This is a genomic window from Mucilaginibacter paludis DSM 18603, assembly GCF_000166195.2.
Taxonomy (GTDB): domain Bacteria; phylum Bacteroidota; class Bacteroidia; order Sphingobacteriales; family Sphingobacteriaceae; genus Mucilaginibacter; species Mucilaginibacter paludis.
In genome coordinates, this window is sequence record NZ_CM001403.1 from 3997768 (window position 1) to 4013759 (window position 15992).

The following is a 15992-nucleotide window of genomic DNA, read 5'->3' on the forward strand; positions in this document are numbered from 1 at the left end:
TAAAAAGGGATGCTCACTAATGCAAGTATCCATGAGCTAATTTATCTAAAAAAAACGACGCTTTAAAACTTTGTATGGGTGTTATAAAGCATAAAAGGCTTAAAAAGAGTAGGTATTTAAGTTTTTGTATGGTTTATGTAGGGGTTAATAATAGTTGGCTTTTATAATTTAATACCCATGTTTGTATTGTTCAACACGGCTGTTCTGGGCGTCTGAGCATATAACCAATTATAAATACACAGTATGAAATATTTTTTGAAGGCCTATGGTTAGGCTCCATGGTGTTTTTTGTTTAGACATGCTATTTGGCAACGCTTGCTGCCATAATCAATTATTAAAACCTATTTAAATCAAGTATCAATGAGAAGAAAATTTACTTTATTAATTCTGCTTTTGCTTTTTGAAAGTTCGTTAATTTTTGCACAGGGTGTAAAAATAACAGGCAGAGTTACCGATAAAAGCGGGCAATCGCTTCCCGGTGTTACCGTCAAGGTTAAAGGTGCTGCATTAGCCGCATCAACAGACGCAAACGGAAAATATACAATCAGGGCCTCTGCAGATGCAACATTAATATTTTCATTTATTGGGTACACCACACAGAGTATACCCGTTAACAGCCGTACTGATATTGACGTGGTAATGCAGGACGACATTAAAACCCTGAACGATGTGGTGGTTGTAGGCTATGGTACGCAAAAAGCTTCAAAGGTATCGGGCGCGGTTGATGTGATCAAAAGCGCCGACATTGAAAAGGTAAATGCTGTACGCGTTGAAGATGCCATACAAGGCCGTGCCTCGGGGGTGAACATCATCCAGAGCGGATCGCCGGGTACTACACCAACTGTATTAATAAGGGGTATCCCTTCTTACGCCGGGTCAGACCCATTGGTGGTTATTGATGGTGTTCAGCAAGCATTGGTTGACTTTAACTCCTTAAGCCCATCAGATGTAGAATCTATCACCGTACTAAAAGATGCCGCTACCACTGCAATTTATGGTGTTAAAGGCGGCAATGGTGTAATTGTAATTACCACCAAAACTGGTAAAAATAACTCAAAAACTCAGTTTAGTTTGAGCGGCAATTATGGCATACAGGAAGTAGCCAAAACAATTGACGTATTGAACGCGTCTGAATATGCTGCAATAAAAAACGAAGGTAGTACCACATCTGGCGGGCCTATTCTTTTTCCAAATTTATCATCGTTGGGCGTAGGTACCAACTGGCAGGACCAGATATTTAAAAAAGCGCCTTTGCAATCTCATTCATTGTCGGCAAGCGGAGGTTCTGATAAGTTGTCTTATTTCCTGTCAGCGAGCTATACCGATCAGGCAGGTATTGTGGGTGGTATTGATAAATCCAATTATCAGCGGGGTAATTTTACAGCCAACCTCAACTTTCAGCTAACACCTAAATTAAAATTTGTGCTCAACACAACGGGAGTTATCCTAAACACAAAAGGTGTTGCAGAAAATTCATTCAACAGTATTATAGGCAGCGCGCTGAACTTTGATCCCACAGTTCCGGTGTTCAATAATGTGCCTAATACGGTGGGCGATTTTGGTTTCAGTAACCACATCCTGCAAGAGGTTCATAACCCTTTAACGGCACTGGCCAACACGTATAATAAAAACCTGGGCAATAAAATTTATGGCAAATTTGAATTCCAGTATGATGTGCTGAAGAACCTGAAGGTAACTACCCGTTTCGGTTATACCGATTATAATTCAAACGCAAAATCATTCAACCCGCTCGTTTTTTATGGTCCGTTAAACGTGGATAATACAATGAACGCCGATGGCACCACCGTTACCGGCGACCATAACTCTGTTTCGTCTACCAAGAGTAGTAACTTTAACTGGAGATGGGAGTCATTTGCTAATTACAACTTCAACTACAAGGTTGACCACCATTTTGAAACTGTTTTAGGTATTACCTTTTTAGAGAACACCGGTAACCAAACCAGCGTAAGCCGGCAGGATGTACCCTTTAACTCGTGGACCTTTGCCGATTATACCGCCGCAACAGGCGTAAATACAGCCACCAATACCAATGCGCAAACCGGGAGTTATTATGAGTATCAGGCAAAAAATATCTCCTACTTTAGCCGCATCAATTATGACTATAAAGAGAAATACCTGTTATCGTTTAGTGCACGGAGGGATGGCTCTTACGCTTTCGGTGCCGATAATAAGTTCGGTAACTTTTTTGCAGGCTCATTGGGATGGGTGGTATCGCAGGAAAACTTCTTCCACTCCAACTTTGTCAATTTCTTAAAGTTAAGGGCCAGCTACGGTACAACGGGTAACGATGGTAACACCAGCCCGCAAACATCAAGTATTATAACAGGCGGCCCATACAACAACATTGGGAATAGCAACGGATACAATTTTGGTAACGTGTTTACACCGGGTTCAACCATTGGCTCGCAGGCCAATCCCAATCTGGCCTGGGAAGTACAAAAACAATTTGATGCCGGTTTTGATATCAATGTTTATAAAAACAAGTTCTCGTTAACGGCAGATTACTTCCGGAAAAACGTAAACGGCTTATTGTTCACACCATCGCAATCCTTATACCTGGGTACGGTACCTGCGCCATTGGCCAATATAGGTACAACAACCAGCAAGGGCTTTGATGCTACCCTGGGATATAATGATAAGTACGGGAAAGATTTCAGGATCAATACTTCTTTAACCTTTACCACATCAAAAAACTTAGTAACAGCAACTAACTCCGATAATACAGCTAAATATATTGGCGGGTATTATTTTAATGGTCAATCGCAGTCGGTAACCGTGTTTGAATATAATCAAACTCCCGGATATTTTTATGGCTACAAAACCGATGGCCTGTTCCAAACCGCAGCACAAATAGCAAGCTCACCATCGCAGCCCGGTGCTCAGCCCGGCGATATCAAGTTTAAAGACATCAATGGCGATGGGGTGATTGACAGTAAAGACCAAACTAAAATAGGCGACCCTTTCCCTAAATTCACCATGGGTTGGAACCTTAACCTGGCTTACAAAAATTTCGATTTTACCTCGTTTGTTTATGCCTCTGTTGGTAACGATATATACATCGCCTACCTGCGTAATGCCAATTTTACCAACAATGTAAGGAATGTTTTGGGCCGCTGGACCGGGCCCGGATCTACCAATGATGCCAAAACGCCGCGTTATACTTTTACCGACGTAAATAACAACGCCCGCGTATCCGACAGGTTTGTTGAGGATGGTTCGTTTGTGAAGATCAAGAACCTGCAGTTGGGCTATACTTTTCCTAAATCGTTTGCCCGGAATGTGTTTAACAGCATCCGCGTTTATGCACAGGTAAAAAATGCTTACACCTTTACCAAGTATACCGGTTACGATCCCGAGATATCGGGTGGTATCCTTAACTCGGGTGTAGATTATGGTGCCTATCCGCAAGCCAGAACTTATTCATTCGGCCTCGACTTAAAATTTTAATCATCCTTAAATCAGCAATTAAAATGAAAAGATATTTAAAAATGGTTAGTGTTTTTAGTTTGATAGCTATTACAACATCATGCCAAAAGTTTGTTGACTATAACCCGCACGATTCGTACCAGGTAACCGCACTGGATTACCTGCAAACCGAGGCGGACTATCGTACCATGGAAGTGAGTGTGTATACGCCTTTGCAATGGCTAAATCAGGTTGTGCCTATTGGAGAAATCGCCTCGGATAATGCGGTGGCTGGTGGCGAAAGTGCCTCGGATGTGCTTGATTTTCAGCAGATAGATGATTTTACCGTAAATCCTGTAAACGGAACCCTTGCCAATATATTTCAATATGCTTACGAGGGTATTAACAGAGCTAATTATTTAACCCAGTACAAGGCGGCTAACCCATCGGGCACGGCGGTGAATTTTCCAGGTAAAGATGCCCTGTATGGCGAGGTATACTTTTTAAGGGCCTATTATTATTTTACCCTGGTTAAAATGTTTGGCGATGTGCCCTTGTTTACCGATAAGCGCCTGGATATTTCAAGCTCGGGCAAATTGTCGCGAGCGGCAAAATCATTGGTTTACCAGCAAATAGAGGCCGACCTGAATAATGCCATATCCGTATTGCCTACGGTGCAGGTACAAGCCGGCCGTATTACCAAATATGCTGCCCAGGCCCTGTTAGGCAAAGTTTATTTGTACGAAAAGAAGTTTGACCAGGCTGCTACCGTATTACAAAATGTAATCAACTCAAACTCCTTTGTTTTGGTGAATAATTTTGCTTCGATATTTTTGGCATCGGGAGAGAATGGCTCCGAATCGGTTTTCGAAATTCAATACACCAATGCTTCGCCATATTACCAGTGGTCAAACGTGTTACAGGGCCAGGGCAACTATGCTGTACAGCAATGCGGTGTTCGCAACCTGAACGGATCATCGGCAATGCCTTATGCCGCCGGATGGAGCACTAACCTGCCTACACAAAACCTGGCCGCCGCTTATTCGGCTGGTGATCAGCGCAAAGCCGTTACTGTACTTGATATTGAGGCTTATAAAGCGGCTAACCCCTCGTTCAATATTACGTACCAGGTTGCGCCATACAAAAACACTGGCTTGTACAACCAAAAGTATCTGCCACGCAAAGGCGAAACCAGCGGCCAGCAAGAGTTAAACTACCTCAATAATTACAGAATTATCCGTTATGCCGATGTTTTACTGATGGCAGCGGAAGCTTACAACAAAAGTGCAAGTTCAAACGATTCAAAAGCACAGCTTTATTTAAACATGGTACGTCGCCGGGCATTCCAGGTAAGCGATGCCAGCCATGATGTTACCGCTACAGGTTCGGCCTTGTACACCGCCATTTTAAACGAACGCAGATTAGAATTGGCTATGGAAGGCGATCGCTTTTTCGACCTGGTGCGCACAGGGCAGGCGGCAACAGTATTGCCGGCTTTTAAGGCAGGTAAGAACGAGCTGTTCCCTATACCGCAACAGGAGGTTAATGTTTCGGGTTTAACCCAAAATCCTAATTATTAGTATTTATCCTTAAACTCAATCATGATGAAAATATTAAAATATCTTTCGCTGCTCTTACTTCCTTTAGTTATCATAGCGGGCTGTAAAAGGGAGCAGTTTACCGATACGTCGTTTGTAACATCGGCAACGCCGATAAGTAATGTTTCGGTGATGTTTAACATTACGCACGACAATACAGGCTTAGTAACCATTACCCCTAATGGTACAGGCGCGGTAACTTATGATGTTTACTATGGCGATGCTACGGTGTCGCCGGCTTCTGTCCCTTCGGGGCAAAGTATTACCCATACCTATGCCGAAGGCAATTACCAGGTAAAAATAGTAGGGCACGATATGAAGGGCGGTACATTAACTATTACCCAGCCTTTAGTGGTATCGTTTTTAGCACCGCAAAACCTGGCAACCAAAGTGAGCACCAGTAATTTAACTGTTAACGTTTCGGCAACAGCTAAATATGCTACGCTCTTCAAAGTATACTTTGGCGATTCAACCAACATCACACCCATACCATCAACCAATATGCTGCCAGGTGTAACCATAACCCATAATTATGTTAGCGCCGGTACGTATATTGTTAAAGTGATTGCTTTAAGTGGAGGCGCGGCTACTACACAGCATCTGGACACCATTAAGGTATCTAAACAAATAAACCTGCCGGTTACTTTTGAAGATGCCAATGCCAATTATACCATGTCTGATTTTGGAGGCAATGCATCGTCGTTAGCTATTGATCCCCAAAATGCCGCTAACCATGTCATGAAATCGATAAAAACAGCGGGTGCACAAACATGGGCTGGCACTACAATAGGCACGGCGGCAGGTTTTGCTTCGGTAATACCTTTAAATGCGGCTAATCTAAAAATGACTGTTATGGTATACTCGCCAGCTGCGGGCCTGGATATTAAGCTGAAACTGGATAATCACGCCAATGCAAATAACGGCCTTTCGGTAGAAACGGACGTAAAAAGCACTGTAGCCAACCAATGGGAAACCCTTACTTTCGATTTTAGTAAACCCGCCTCGGGTACAGCTGCCTGGTCGGCCTCCAATACTTACGATCTGGCTTCTATCTTCTTTGATTTTGGCAATAACGGAACAGGCTCAACCTTCTATTTTGATAACCTGATGATGGCGCCGCCATCTTTATCCCAAATTAGTTTGCCAACTACTTTTGATGACGCTACTGTTGACTATACCGTTACTGATTTTGGTGGCAACACTTCAGCCTTAGTTACCGATCCGGTAAACAGCAGTAACCATGTTATCAAATCGATTAAAACATCAGGGGCGCAGGTATGGGCCGGTACCACTATTGGTACAGCACTTGGCTTCTCGTCAATGATACCTGTATCGGCTTCACATACCAAAATGAGTGTTAAAGTATATTCGCCTGCTGCGGGCCTGCACATCAGATTAAAGATAGAAGACCATACCGACGGCAGTAAATCGGTAGAAACGGAAGCGTTGACTACTGTAGCCAACCAGTGGGAAACCTTAACATTCGATTTTAGTAACCAGGCATCAGGAACAACGGCAGTAAACTATTCGTATCACTATGATAAGGCTTCCATATTCTTTGATTTTGGGAATGCCGGTAGCGGTTCTGTATTCTATTGGGATAGCGTGACATTTTTATAAATCATTTAAAATTAAATCATGGAAAAGAATTTAAAGTATATCATATTATTTGCAGTTATCGCCACCGTAGCGATAACTGCATGTACAAAAGCTAAATATTCGTTTGGCAGTATAGCTGCGCCTACCAATCTTAGCTTAACGCCCACCATACAGGGAGCTAATACCGCTAACCCCACAGGCGATGGCTCGGGTAATGTTTTGATCAGTGTTTCGGCCGCGAATGCTATTACTTACAAAATATTTTTGGGCAACGGCGATTCTGTGTTAACATCATCGGGGCAAATCAGTTATAAGTATACCAAGCTGGATACCAATACTTATACGGTTACCGCAAATGCTATCGGCACAGGCGGGGCAACAGCTACGCTAAGCAAGCAAATCAAGGTTTTGTACAAATACCAGATACCAACGAATATCATAGCCTTGTTAACCAATGGTTCGTCTAAAAATTGGATGGTGGCTAAAGATACCGTGGGCCATTTTGGCGTAGGCCCAATAACAAGTTTCACGCCCGATTGGTATAAAGCCGCACCTAACGAAAAACCCTCTTGCGCTTATGCGGGTACCATTACCTTTACCCAGGTAAATGCCAACACCATATCAATGATAGATAATAATCTTAATTCATCATTTTTAACCGGTGCTTCTACGGCTTTTTACGGACAGTCAGGCGGCGACGGATGTTATGTAGTTAATACCGGGGGCACTAAAACACTTGGTTTCTCGGGCGCCAACAGCGGGTCAAGCACATCTAATTCAACAGGCGTGCAGTTTAATGTTCCCGGTAACGGCCTTGTAAACTTTGGTACCGGCGGCAGCACTTACGAGATCATCTCGCTGAGTACTACGGTAATGGTACTCCGGAATATAGGCAGCGACGGAAACGCCTGGTATCAGATATTAAAAGCCAAATAACAAAAGTTTTATGCTCAACTTTAATATATATCACAACACCATGAGGAATTTTGCCAGAGGATGCATCTTGCTGAGCCTCTTTTTAATGGCCTGTAGTAAAGCGAGTTCAAGTAGCGATAACTCGGCCCTGCCACCAACCAACCTAACGGTTAACGCTGTTGCGGCCCAAGATAGCAGCGGCAATGTAAGCATTACCGCCAAGGCGAGCAATGCTACAACTTATGATATTGATTTCGGCAACGGAGTTATACAAACGGTGCCTTCCGGAAGTACTACGTATAAGTATACCGCTGCCGGAACTTATACCATTAACGTTGTAGCAAAAAGTGCATCAGGGCAAACCCTGTCTGCAAACACTAACGTAACGGTGGCTATTAAGGTAAGTCTGGTTTGGTCGGACGAGTTTAATGTAGATGGCGCTCCCGACCCGAACAAATGGGGCTACGATATTGGCACCGGATCTGGCGGATGGGGAAACTCGGAATTGGAGTATTATACCAACCGGGCGCAAAACGCTTATGTGCAGGGTGGTACGCTAAAAATTGTGGCTTTAAAAGAAAATTATAGCGGCAGTGCATATACCTCTGCAAAGTTGCTTTCAAAAAACAAGTACGCCTTCACTTATGGGCATATTGATATCAGGGCTAAGCTACCATCCGGGCAAGGGCCATGGCCTGCTCTGTGGATGCTGGGCAGCAATATTGATACCGCTGGCTGGCCTGCCTGTGGCGAAATGGATATTATGGAAGCAAATGGCGCCAATTCCAATAAAATATACGGAACGCTTCATTACCCGGGGCACTCGGGCGCTAACGGTAATGGTAACACCCTTATCATTAGTAATGCCACAACCGCTTTCCATGTATACTCTTTGGATTGGTCGCCATCGGCAATAAAAATCTACGTAGATAACCAGCTGTTCCAAACGGTTGCCAATTCATCAGGTATCCCGTTCAATCATGATTTTTTCTTCATCATGAACCTGGCTATCGGCGGTACTTTTGGTGGTTCGGTTGACCCTGCTTTCAATAGTGCCACTATGGAGGTAGACTATATCAGAGTTTATAAATAAGCACAGGCCATCCGGCCTTTTTTTCCTTACTCAGCATATCCTGCCCTAATTTGGCAGGGTATGTTATTACGCTATCAATCAAATGCTTTTTACCAATAAACACACTAACCGCTGCTTGTTATTAACAGCACTTTCACTGTTCCTGGGGCTTAGTCTGCCTGCGCAAAATAAACCATCGGCTGCAGGCATTGCACAAAAGGTTAATAACCTGCTTGCTAAAATGACCCTCGAAGAAAAGATTGGCCAGCTAAACCAGTATGCCAGTTATAAAAATGCCACCGGGCCCATCAGCAATACGGGTAACATGGTAGATGAGATAAAGCAAGGCAGGGTTGGATCGATATTAAAGGTGAACGGAGCTGTTGATACTCGTATTTACCAGCAGGCAGCCATGCAATCGCGCCTTAAAATACCTTTGCTTTTTGGCGAAGATGTGATACACGGTTATCGCACCACTTTTCCAATACCATTGGCCGAAGCGGCCAGCTGGGATATGGATGCCATCCGTTTATCGGCCCGTATTGCCGCTACCGAGGCTGCTGCTTCGGGCATACACTGGACGTTTGCCCCCATGGTGGACATCAGCCGCGACCCGCGTTGGGGCAGGGTAATGGAAGGCGCAGGGGAAGACCCTTACCTTGGGTCGCAAATAGCGATAGCTCGCGTAAAAGGTTTCCAGGGCGATGGCTTGGGTAGTTTAGATGCGGTTATGGCCTGTGCCAAGCACTTTGCCGCTTACGGGGCGGCCATTGCCGGGCGCGATTACAATGCTGTTGACATGAGCGACCGTATGCTTTGGGAGGTTTATCTCCCTCCGTTTAAAGCCGCTTTGGATGCAGGGGCTGCCACCTTTATGAACTCGTTTAACGAACTGAATGGCATACCGGCAACTGGTAATAGCTACCTACAGCGCAAAGTACTGAAAGGGAAGTGGGGCTTTAAGGGTTTTGTAGTTAGCGATTGGGGTTCGATAGCCGAAATGGTGAACCATGGCTTTGTTAAGGATAAAAACGAAGCCGCCCGGGTTGCGCTCAACGCAGGCTCTGATATGGATATGGAAGGGCGCAGCTATATCGAATACTTGCCCCAACTGGTAAGGAGCGGGAAGGTATCCATCACTTTGGTGGATGATGCGGTGAGGCGCGTGCTCACTAAAAAATTTGAATTGGGTTTATTTGATGATCCTTACCGCTTTAGCGATGAAAAACGCGAGAAGGAAATTGTTAACTCGCCCCGAAACCATGAGGTAGCCAAAATGATGGCCCAGAAAAGCATTGTACTTTTGAAGAACGAAGGTGAACTTTTGCCCTTGTCGCGCAACGCGAAGTCGATAGCTGTAATAGGCCCCTTGGCAAAAGCCAAAAAAGATATGAACGGCTTTTGGGCCTTGCCCTGGGGAATTGCAGACGAAAGCGAGCCGGTATCGTTGTTTGAAGGTATACAAGCTAAAGTTGGGGATAAAAAGAATGTATGGTATGCAAAGGGCTGCAACGTCAATGATACTTCGCGCGCCGGTTTTGCCGAAGCTGCGCGGGTTGCCCAGAATGCCGATGTGGTTGTAATGGCCATTGGCGAAGCTTACAATATGAGCGGCGAAGCTAAAAGTCGTGCAAACATCCACTTGCCCGGGGTGCAAGAGGAGTTGGTAAAAGCCATACAGGCAACCGGTAAACCTACGGTAGTATTGGTAATGGGCGGAAGGCCGCTAATTTTTAATTGGACCGCCGACCATGTGCCGGCTATATTATTTACCTGGTGGCTGGGCGTTGAGGGCGGCAATGCCATGGCAGATGTACTGTTTGGCGATTATAATCCTTCGGCAAAGCTACCCATAACTTTCCCGCGCTCAGAGGGACAGATCCCTGTGTATTATGCCTCAAAAAATACAGGAAGACCCTTAGTAGATGTAAATGATGTGGCCTACAAATCGGCCTATATCGACGAGCTGAATACGCCTCGCTTTGCTTTTGGCTACGGGTTGAGCTATACTCATTTTAAGTACAGCGACTTGAAATTGAGTTCGAAAAAAATCAACAATACGCAAACCATAACCTGTTCGTTCACCATAACCAATAGCGGGAAATATACCGGCGAAGAAGTAGTGCAACTGTACTTACGTAATAGGGTGGCAAGTGTAACCCGCCCCGTTAAGGAACTCAAAGATTTCAAAAAAATAAAATTAATGCCTTCTGAAAGCAAAACGGTAAGCTTCGTTATTGATAAACAAAAACTTTGCTTCTATAATCAAAGCATGCAATGGGGCACCGAGCCAGGTATGTTTGATGTGATGATCGGCAGCGCATCAAACGACATCAGGCTATCAGATGATTTTGAACTTTTAAAATAAATAAGATGTAAAGACGATAAACAAGCCCGGATTTACTTGGGGCAGTTCCCCGGATTTAATAACATCGGAGGGAATAACAATGGAAGGGCTTTTTTAGAACTACGACGTGAGCTTCCAGTTCTCATAGTCCCAAATAAATATCTTGCCTTTTATAGTAAGTTCCACATTTTCCGTACCCGCCGAATCAACCGGGCCGGCCAAGCCTAAATCAATAAGTTTTTCACAAATTCGTTTAAGTTTCTCTGGCTTCATGGTCCTCTTTTGGATGAGCTTTAGGGCTTTGTATATTTGGCGTTCGGTCATATTGATAAAACAACAACAGGTTAACGCAATTGTTGAAAATACTATGCAATGATTTTTTAAATTTACCCTTGGTTTGGCAACGGCTAAGTTACGTATAAATGCAACGAGTTAAGGATAAAAACAACATTTCTTGTTTTAGATGGAAGCGTTAACTTTCTATTTTAGTGAAAAGCATAAAAAGGTATAACAGACCAAAATGACTAAACAGCAAAACGAACGTGTATGGGCTTTAGAGAAAGCCTTGCTAAAACAGGCAAATAAGTGATGAGGTTGTTCGCCCCAATGGCCGTTGGTATTTACGCTGTGAGGCTATGCCCCATTATAGTAACCGTGGCATGCTTATTTGTGGCGTGTCATCAAAGTCCGCCCGGCGAATGGGCCGATGGCACCAAACTGCTTAACTACGGTTATTTCACGATAGAAGTGCCCGTAAGCTGGCAACCTGTGGCTACGAAATCAATAGATTCATTTACAGGAGAGATTCATATAGACTCTTCTACCGTAATTTCTTTCGATTTTGGATGGTATTCTAACAGCCTGGACGAAGATAAAGAGTGCGACCGTTATATGATTGAAAAAGGGGATGTTTACATTGCCGATACCACTGGTGCGACGAGGGAGAAGAAGGGTACCGCTGTTTGGCTTTATTATGGGAAAGCAGATAGTACTAACTTGCAGAAGCTTAGGCTTAGCGATGTTAAATATACAACGATAAACAACCATAAGGCTAAGCTGGTTATTGCAAAAAAGGCTGGTCAAGGTACCACCGGCGTATATTTCGATAGCTTATGGGTAGCGGGCAGTGATAAAGACAGATTTCAGCTAAACAGCTATAACCTGAGTAAAGAAAAACAACAGGAATTATTAACTGCAATTAAAACTTTAAAGTTTTACAAACACCCTATTACACCAACCGATTAATACCCGTTTTCGGTAATATCTTCAGGTTTAAACTTCCACCTCCTGTGCGACCATAGCCAATACTGGAGCTCCTGCCTTATCCGTTGTTCAAGATATTGCACATGTGCGTTGGTGATTTCGTGTATGGCGGATAGTTTGGGTTCAAGGTATAGCGGTATAAAGGCGCATTGGTAATAGCCGCGTTTCACCCTCCTGATATCGCAAAATACTACGGCGGTGTTGGTTAGCTTGGCCAGTTTTTCCACACCTAAAAACACAGCGGTTGGCTGATTTAAAAAATTGGTGAAATATTGTATCTCCGATCTGGCCGGTGTTTGGTCGCCCACCAGTACCGTTACCGAGCGCTCATTGCGGTATTCTACCAGTTTACGCGCGGTGTTTTTCATGCTTACCAGTGTAGCGCCAAACCTTGACCGCATCCTGATAAAAGCAGTGTCAAAGTAAATGTTCGACATTGGCTTATAAACAATTACCCGCTGCTCATCATACAGTTGGCTAAATCTAAGCCCGTTCATCTCCCAGTTTCCGTAATGGCCCAGTATGCCGATAACGCTTTGCCCTTTGTTGAAGATTTCCTGAATTAACTCCGGGTTTGGCGCAAAAACTCTTTTCGCTATTTGCCTGTGTGATATGGTGAGCAGCTTTACGGTTTCTACAACCAAATCGGCTAAATAACGGAAGTACTTTTTTCTGATCAATGCGCGTTCTTTAGCTGATTTTTCAGGAAAGGCATTCAATAAATTGAGATCAACAACCTTGCGCCGATAATTAACAATATAGTAAAGTACGATATAAAGTACATCGGCAATAATGTACAGCAGCCAGAAAGGCGATATAGAGAGCAGGAAAAGCAATGCTAATAGCAATATAGAAAACACTCGCTTCATCCTTTTTAATTTGATTTGTAAGATGTTGCAAGCAATTAAAAAAAATAAAATCTACAATAATTTTATCGTCATAATTAATTTTATAAACTGGATTGAAACACTGAACTGGCGGCTTCAGGCCGGCGAATCAGTAATGCTACATAATGGCGTAGGGTTAGCCCGCCAGGCAGTGCTCTTCCCGTGTTGTAATGCTGCCAATCATATCTTTTAAAATGCCGCGGGCCCGGTGCAGGGTTGTGCGTGATAGTAATTCGCTCATGCCGAGCGACTGGCCTATTTCCTGGTGTGAGTACCCCTCGATAGCGTACAAATTAAAAACAGAACGATAGTTTTTAGGCAGTTTGTGTATGAGGTTCATCAAATCCTGAACTTCGAGGCCATGCTCATTATACGACCGGCTTAGCCAGGCGCTTTCGTCGGCGGTAAAGTCTTCAACCAAAACCATCGGCTTCAGTTTACGGTAACGTGATATGGCGGCATGCACCATAATACGGCGGATCCATCCTTCAAGGCTTCCTTCACCACGGTAGTTATTCATGTTTTTAAATACTTTGATAAATCCTTCCTGCAATATATCCTGGGCCTCATCCTTATCAGTGGCATACCGGAGGCATACGGCCATCATACCTGGGCTAAGTAACTTGTATAATAACTCCTGGCATTTCCTGTCGTTAGTTAAACATCCTTCCCAAATGGTTTTTAAACGGTTGTTAGCGGTAGTAATCATGTCTGTAATGTTTTACAAGGCATGCCAATACTAATACCATTTTTTTAATGTTCTGATTGTGAGGTATTTGATTTGCGCTTGATTTTTAAACTGTTCGATACCGTACAGCCATCGTACACTACCGTGTCACGTCCTGAAAAAGGTTTACACATTTTACTGATTAATCCTGTTTCAAGTTTACACTTTATTTTAGTCCTGTAATGGGTTTACAGTTTTATAAAGATAAAGAATAACTGTTGTTGTTTGCTTGTAGTGTTGGAATGTGGGAAACTCCTTCAGTTTTCCATATTCCAACACGTTTTTCTTTTTTTGCTTCTTTTTTTCTTTTTGTTATCTCCTTTCTTTTTGTTTAAAAGCTATGCCATCACTTTTGCTGTCGGATGGTTAAGCAGATTTCTCCACCGGCGCTTGATCGGGCCGGTTTGCGTGTGCGCCTTTTCCGGTGTCATCATATCCACGCTGCTGTGCGGCCTCATCCGGTTGTAAATATCGATGGCTATTTTTGCCGAACACTGCGCTTGATTACTATTCGAATAAGCATCTTCAAGCAGCTCCTGTTTAAGTATCCCGTTCACTCTTTCTGCAATAGCGTTGTCTTTGGGGTTGCCGCTTTGGGTCATGCTGATATTGATAGTATTAGATTTTAATAAGGTTACATAGCCGTCGCTACAGTATTGTGAGCCACGATCGGAATGATGTATTAATGGCTTATCGCTTGCCCTCCCTTTTAACGCCATTTCCAAGGCTGTCAGCGGCCCCTCTGCCGACAAATCAATATGCATACAGAAGCCAACAATCTTACGGCTATAAGCATCCGTTATCAGGCTCAGGTAAGCGAACTTCTTCTTTCTCAGACGTATGTAGGTAATATCACTTACCCATAACTCATCTGCGCGGCTTAACCTGATGTCCTTTATAAGGTCGGGATATTTCTTCATCCAGTGATTGGAATCTGTTGTTTGGGGCTGACTGCGCCTTCTCTTTACAATCAGTAAATCATTTTCCCGCAACAAGTCAAAAAGCAGATCCCTGCATATATACATGTCATGACCTTCCATAAATGGTTCCATCATCACATGCAGTTTCCGGCATCCAAGCCGAGGCTGAAAAGTACGGTGATAGAGTACTTGCTGGATAAGCAGGTCCTCCTCAAGCGATTTTTTGCCTGACAATTTCTGGTGCTGATAGTACGCCTGCGGTGAATGACCAAGCAGTCTGCAAAACCCACGAAGACCGCGTGGGCAACTTTGCATTTTCATTTGGACTGCCTGGTGCCATGTTTTTTTCGCAGGTCGATGCCGAGCTCCTTACTGGATATATCGAGCATAAAATCCTGCAACTCGATCTTTAGCCGCGCCTCGCGTAATTCCTTTTTCAGTAGATTTATGTCATCAGGTATCGGTAATTCTTCCTTCACCACCCGGACTATTTCTCTGGCTTTTTTTGGCTTATTATGTTTTGACATCACAATACGATGTACTTGATCACGGCTTATTCCGTACTTCGCTGCTAATATACGGTAACCTAATCCTCCTTCATTATGATCATAAAGGATTGCTGACACATTTTTATATTCCATTTTTGGTTTATTTAATGTGTAAACCTATTTCAGGACTAGACACCGGACGAGTCAATTTGATAACGCGGAAACCATTTCGGTAAATTTGTGCGCAGCTAATTTGGTTTGCAAACCGGGCGCGCTGGCGGTTTAGCGTTTGTTAACAAATTGATAATATTAATAACTCAATAGGTTAACACTGATAAATGAAGTTTGCGATTAAAACCTTTAACTACGTTCTGTCGATTCCGTGGGTATGGCCAATAAAAATGTCCTTAACAATTTTTTAGTATTACTCATTGCTTTTATCTATCTCATTTTTTCGTGCAGTTACATTATAAAATGCCGGAAAGCTGATTACGGGTTTTCGTTCAGCCATAAAAAAGGCTCAGTTGCTATGGTTAAAGCCAAATCAACTTCCGATTCTGATTCAGGAAGATTTTTATCCCGGCCACGCGTAATTTCCAATACCAACAAATCTGTTTCGGTACCTGCGGTTTTTGTTGTTTTGGGTATCTGGTTTGTAATCTTTCATCAAACCGATCATCATTTTTTCTATTATTTTCTCACATCTAAATCGCTCTGTTTTTCTAATCTCATCCTATTTCTGGGTAACCG

12 protein-coding genes are annotated in these 15992 nt (G+C 43.4%); 7 read left to right on the top strand and 5 right to left on the bottom strand.

Going from position 1 to position 15992, the window contains the following annotated elements; translation table 11 throughout:
• The first annotated feature begins 360 nt into the window (after positions 1-360).
• The 6 genes from MUCPA_RS16975 to MUCPA_RS17000 all read left to right on the top strand — a co-directional run bounded on the left by MUCPA_RS16975 (position 361) and on the right by MUCPA_RS17000 (position 10978).
• Positions 361-3468 (top strand): SusC/RagA family TonB-linked outer membrane protein, encoded by a 3108-nt coding sequence (locus tag MUCPA_RS16975; protein ID WP_008508043.1) that lies wholly within the window; start codon positions 361-363, stop codon positions 3466-3468.
• A gap of 23 nt (positions 3469-3491) precedes the next feature.
• Positions 3492-5006 carry a RagB/SusD family nutrient uptake outer membrane protein gene (locus MUCPA_RS16980; RefSeq protein WP_008508044.1) on the top strand — a complete coding sequence of 505 codons (1515 nt, stop codon included), beginning with the start codon at positions 3492-3494 and terminating at the stop codon, positions 5004-5006.
• 21 nt (positions 5007-5027) lie between these two features.
• Entirely contained in the window at positions 5028-6644 is a 1617-nt protein-coding gene (locus MUCPA_RS16985; protein ID WP_157543932.1) for a hypothetical protein, read from the top strand.
• A gap of 18 nt (positions 6645-6662) precedes the next feature.
• Positions 6663-7559, top strand: coding sequence for a hypothetical protein (locus MUCPA_RS16990; protein WP_008508046.1), 897 nt, complete (start codon positions 6663-6665; stop codon positions 7557-7559).
• Positions 7560-7599: 40 nt separating this feature from the next.
• Positions 7600-8631, top strand: coding sequence for a family 16 glycosylhydrolase (locus tag MUCPA_RS16995; protein WP_040626086.1), 1032 nt, complete (start codon positions 7600-7602; stop codon positions 8629-8631).
• Between the two features lie 82 nt (positions 8632-8713).
• Complete coding sequence (locus MUCPA_RS17000) at positions 8714-10978, top strand: glycoside hydrolase family 3 N-terminal domain-containing protein (protein ID WP_008508050.1); 2265 nt, start codon at positions 8714-8716, stop codon at positions 10976-10978.
• Positions 10979-11077: 99 nt separating this feature from the next.
• On the opposite strand, the gene MUCPA_RS17005 is transcribed toward MUCPA_RS17000, so the two are convergent.
• Positions 11078-11281, bottom strand: a complete 204-nt coding sequence (locus MUCPA_RS17005; protein ID WP_008508052.1) for a hypothetical protein — start codon at positions 11279-11281, stop codon at positions 11078-11080.
• A gap of 264 nt (positions 11282-11545) precedes the next feature.
• On the opposite strand from MUCPA_RS17005, the gene MUCPA_RS17010 reads away from it, so the two are divergent.
• Complete coding sequence (locus MUCPA_RS17010; protein WP_008508053.1) at positions 11546-12202, top strand: hypothetical protein; 657 nt, start codon at positions 11546-11548, stop codon at positions 12200-12202.
• Here MUCPA_RS17010 and MUCPA_RS17015 read toward each other — a convergent pair.
• The 4 genes from MUCPA_RS17015 to MUCPA_RS17030 all read right to left on the bottom strand — a co-directional run bounded on the left by MUCPA_RS17015 (position 12199) and on the right by MUCPA_RS17030 (position 15395).
• Positions 12199-13089, bottom strand: a complete 891-nt coding sequence (locus MUCPA_RS17015) for a lysophospholipid acyltransferase family protein (protein WP_008508054.1) — start codon at positions 13087-13089, stop codon at positions 12199-12201. The two genes, MUCPA_RS17010 and MUCPA_RS17015, sit on opposite strands and share 4 nt — an antisense overlap.
• Positions 13090-13243: 154 nt before the next feature.
• On the bottom strand, positions 13244-13816 hold the full coding sequence (locus MUCPA_RS17020) for an RNA polymerase sigma factor (RefSeq protein WP_008508055.1): 573 nt from the start codon (positions 13814-13816) through the stop codon (positions 13244-13246).
• Between the two features lie 356 nt (positions 13817-14172).
• Positions 14173-15075 (bottom strand): IS3 family transposase, encoded by a 903-nt coding sequence (locus tag MUCPA_RS17025; RefSeq protein WP_008503962.1) that lies wholly within the window; start codon positions 15073-15075, stop codon positions 14173-14175.
• Entirely contained in the window at positions 15072-15395 is a 324-nt protein-coding gene (locus MUCPA_RS17030; protein WP_008503961.1) for a hypothetical protein, read from the bottom strand. The genes MUCPA_RS17025 and MUCPA_RS17030 overlap by 4 nt, the downstream gene beginning before the upstream one ends.
• Positions 15396-15992: the final 597 nt, after the last annotated feature.

What these genes read in the sequence shown, in the direction of transcription:
- MUCPA_RS16975 (WP_008508043.1), top strand. Translation starts at nt 361, where the DNA reads ATGAGAAGAAAATTTACTTTATTAATTCTGCTTTTGCTTTTTGAAAGT.
- MUCPA_RS16980 (WP_008508044.1), top strand. Translation starts at nt 3,492, where the DNA reads ATGAAAAGATATTTAAAAATGGTTAGTGTTTTTAGTTTGATAGCTATT.
- MUCPA_RS16985 (WP_157543932.1), top strand. Translation starts at nt 5,028, where the DNA reads ATGATGAAAATATTAAAATATCTTTCGCTGCTCTTACTTCCTTTAGTT.
- MUCPA_RS16990 (WP_008508046.1), top strand. Translation starts at nt 6,663, where the DNA reads ATGGAAAAGAATTTAAAGTATATCATATTATTTGCAGTTATCGCCACC.
- MUCPA_RS16995 (WP_040626086.1), top strand. Translation starts at nt 7,600, where the DNA reads ATGAGGAATTTTGCCAGAGGATGCATCTTGCTGAGCCTCTTTTTAATG.
- MUCPA_RS17000 (WP_008508050.1), top strand. Translation starts at nt 8,714, where the DNA reads ATGCTTTTTACCAATAAACACACTAACCGCTGCTTGTTATTAACAGCA.
- MUCPA_RS17005 (WP_008508052.1), bottom strand. Translation starts at nt 11,281, where the DNA reads ATGACCGAACGCCAAATATACAAAGCCCTAAAGCTCATCCAAAAGAGG.
- MUCPA_RS17010 (WP_008508053.1), top strand. Translation starts at nt 11,546, where the DNA reads ATGAGGTTGTTCGCCCCAATGGCCGTTGGTATTTACGCTGTGAGGCTA.
- MUCPA_RS17015 (WP_008508054.1), bottom strand. Translation starts at nt 13,089, where the DNA reads ATGAAGCGAGTGTTTTCTATATTGCTATTAGCATTGCTTTTCCTGCTC.
- MUCPA_RS17020 (WP_008508055.1), bottom strand. Translation starts at nt 13,816, where the DNA reads ATGATTACTACCGCTAACAACCGTTTAAAAACCATTTGGGAAGGATGT.
- MUCPA_RS17025 (WP_008503962.1), bottom strand. Translation starts at nt 15,075, where the DNA reads ATGAAAATGCAAAGTTGCCCACGCGGTCTTCGTGGGTTTTGCAGACTG.
- MUCPA_RS17030 (WP_008503961.1), bottom strand. Translation starts at nt 15,395, where the DNA reads ATGGAATATAAAAATGTGTCAGCAATCCTTTATGATCATAATGAAGGA.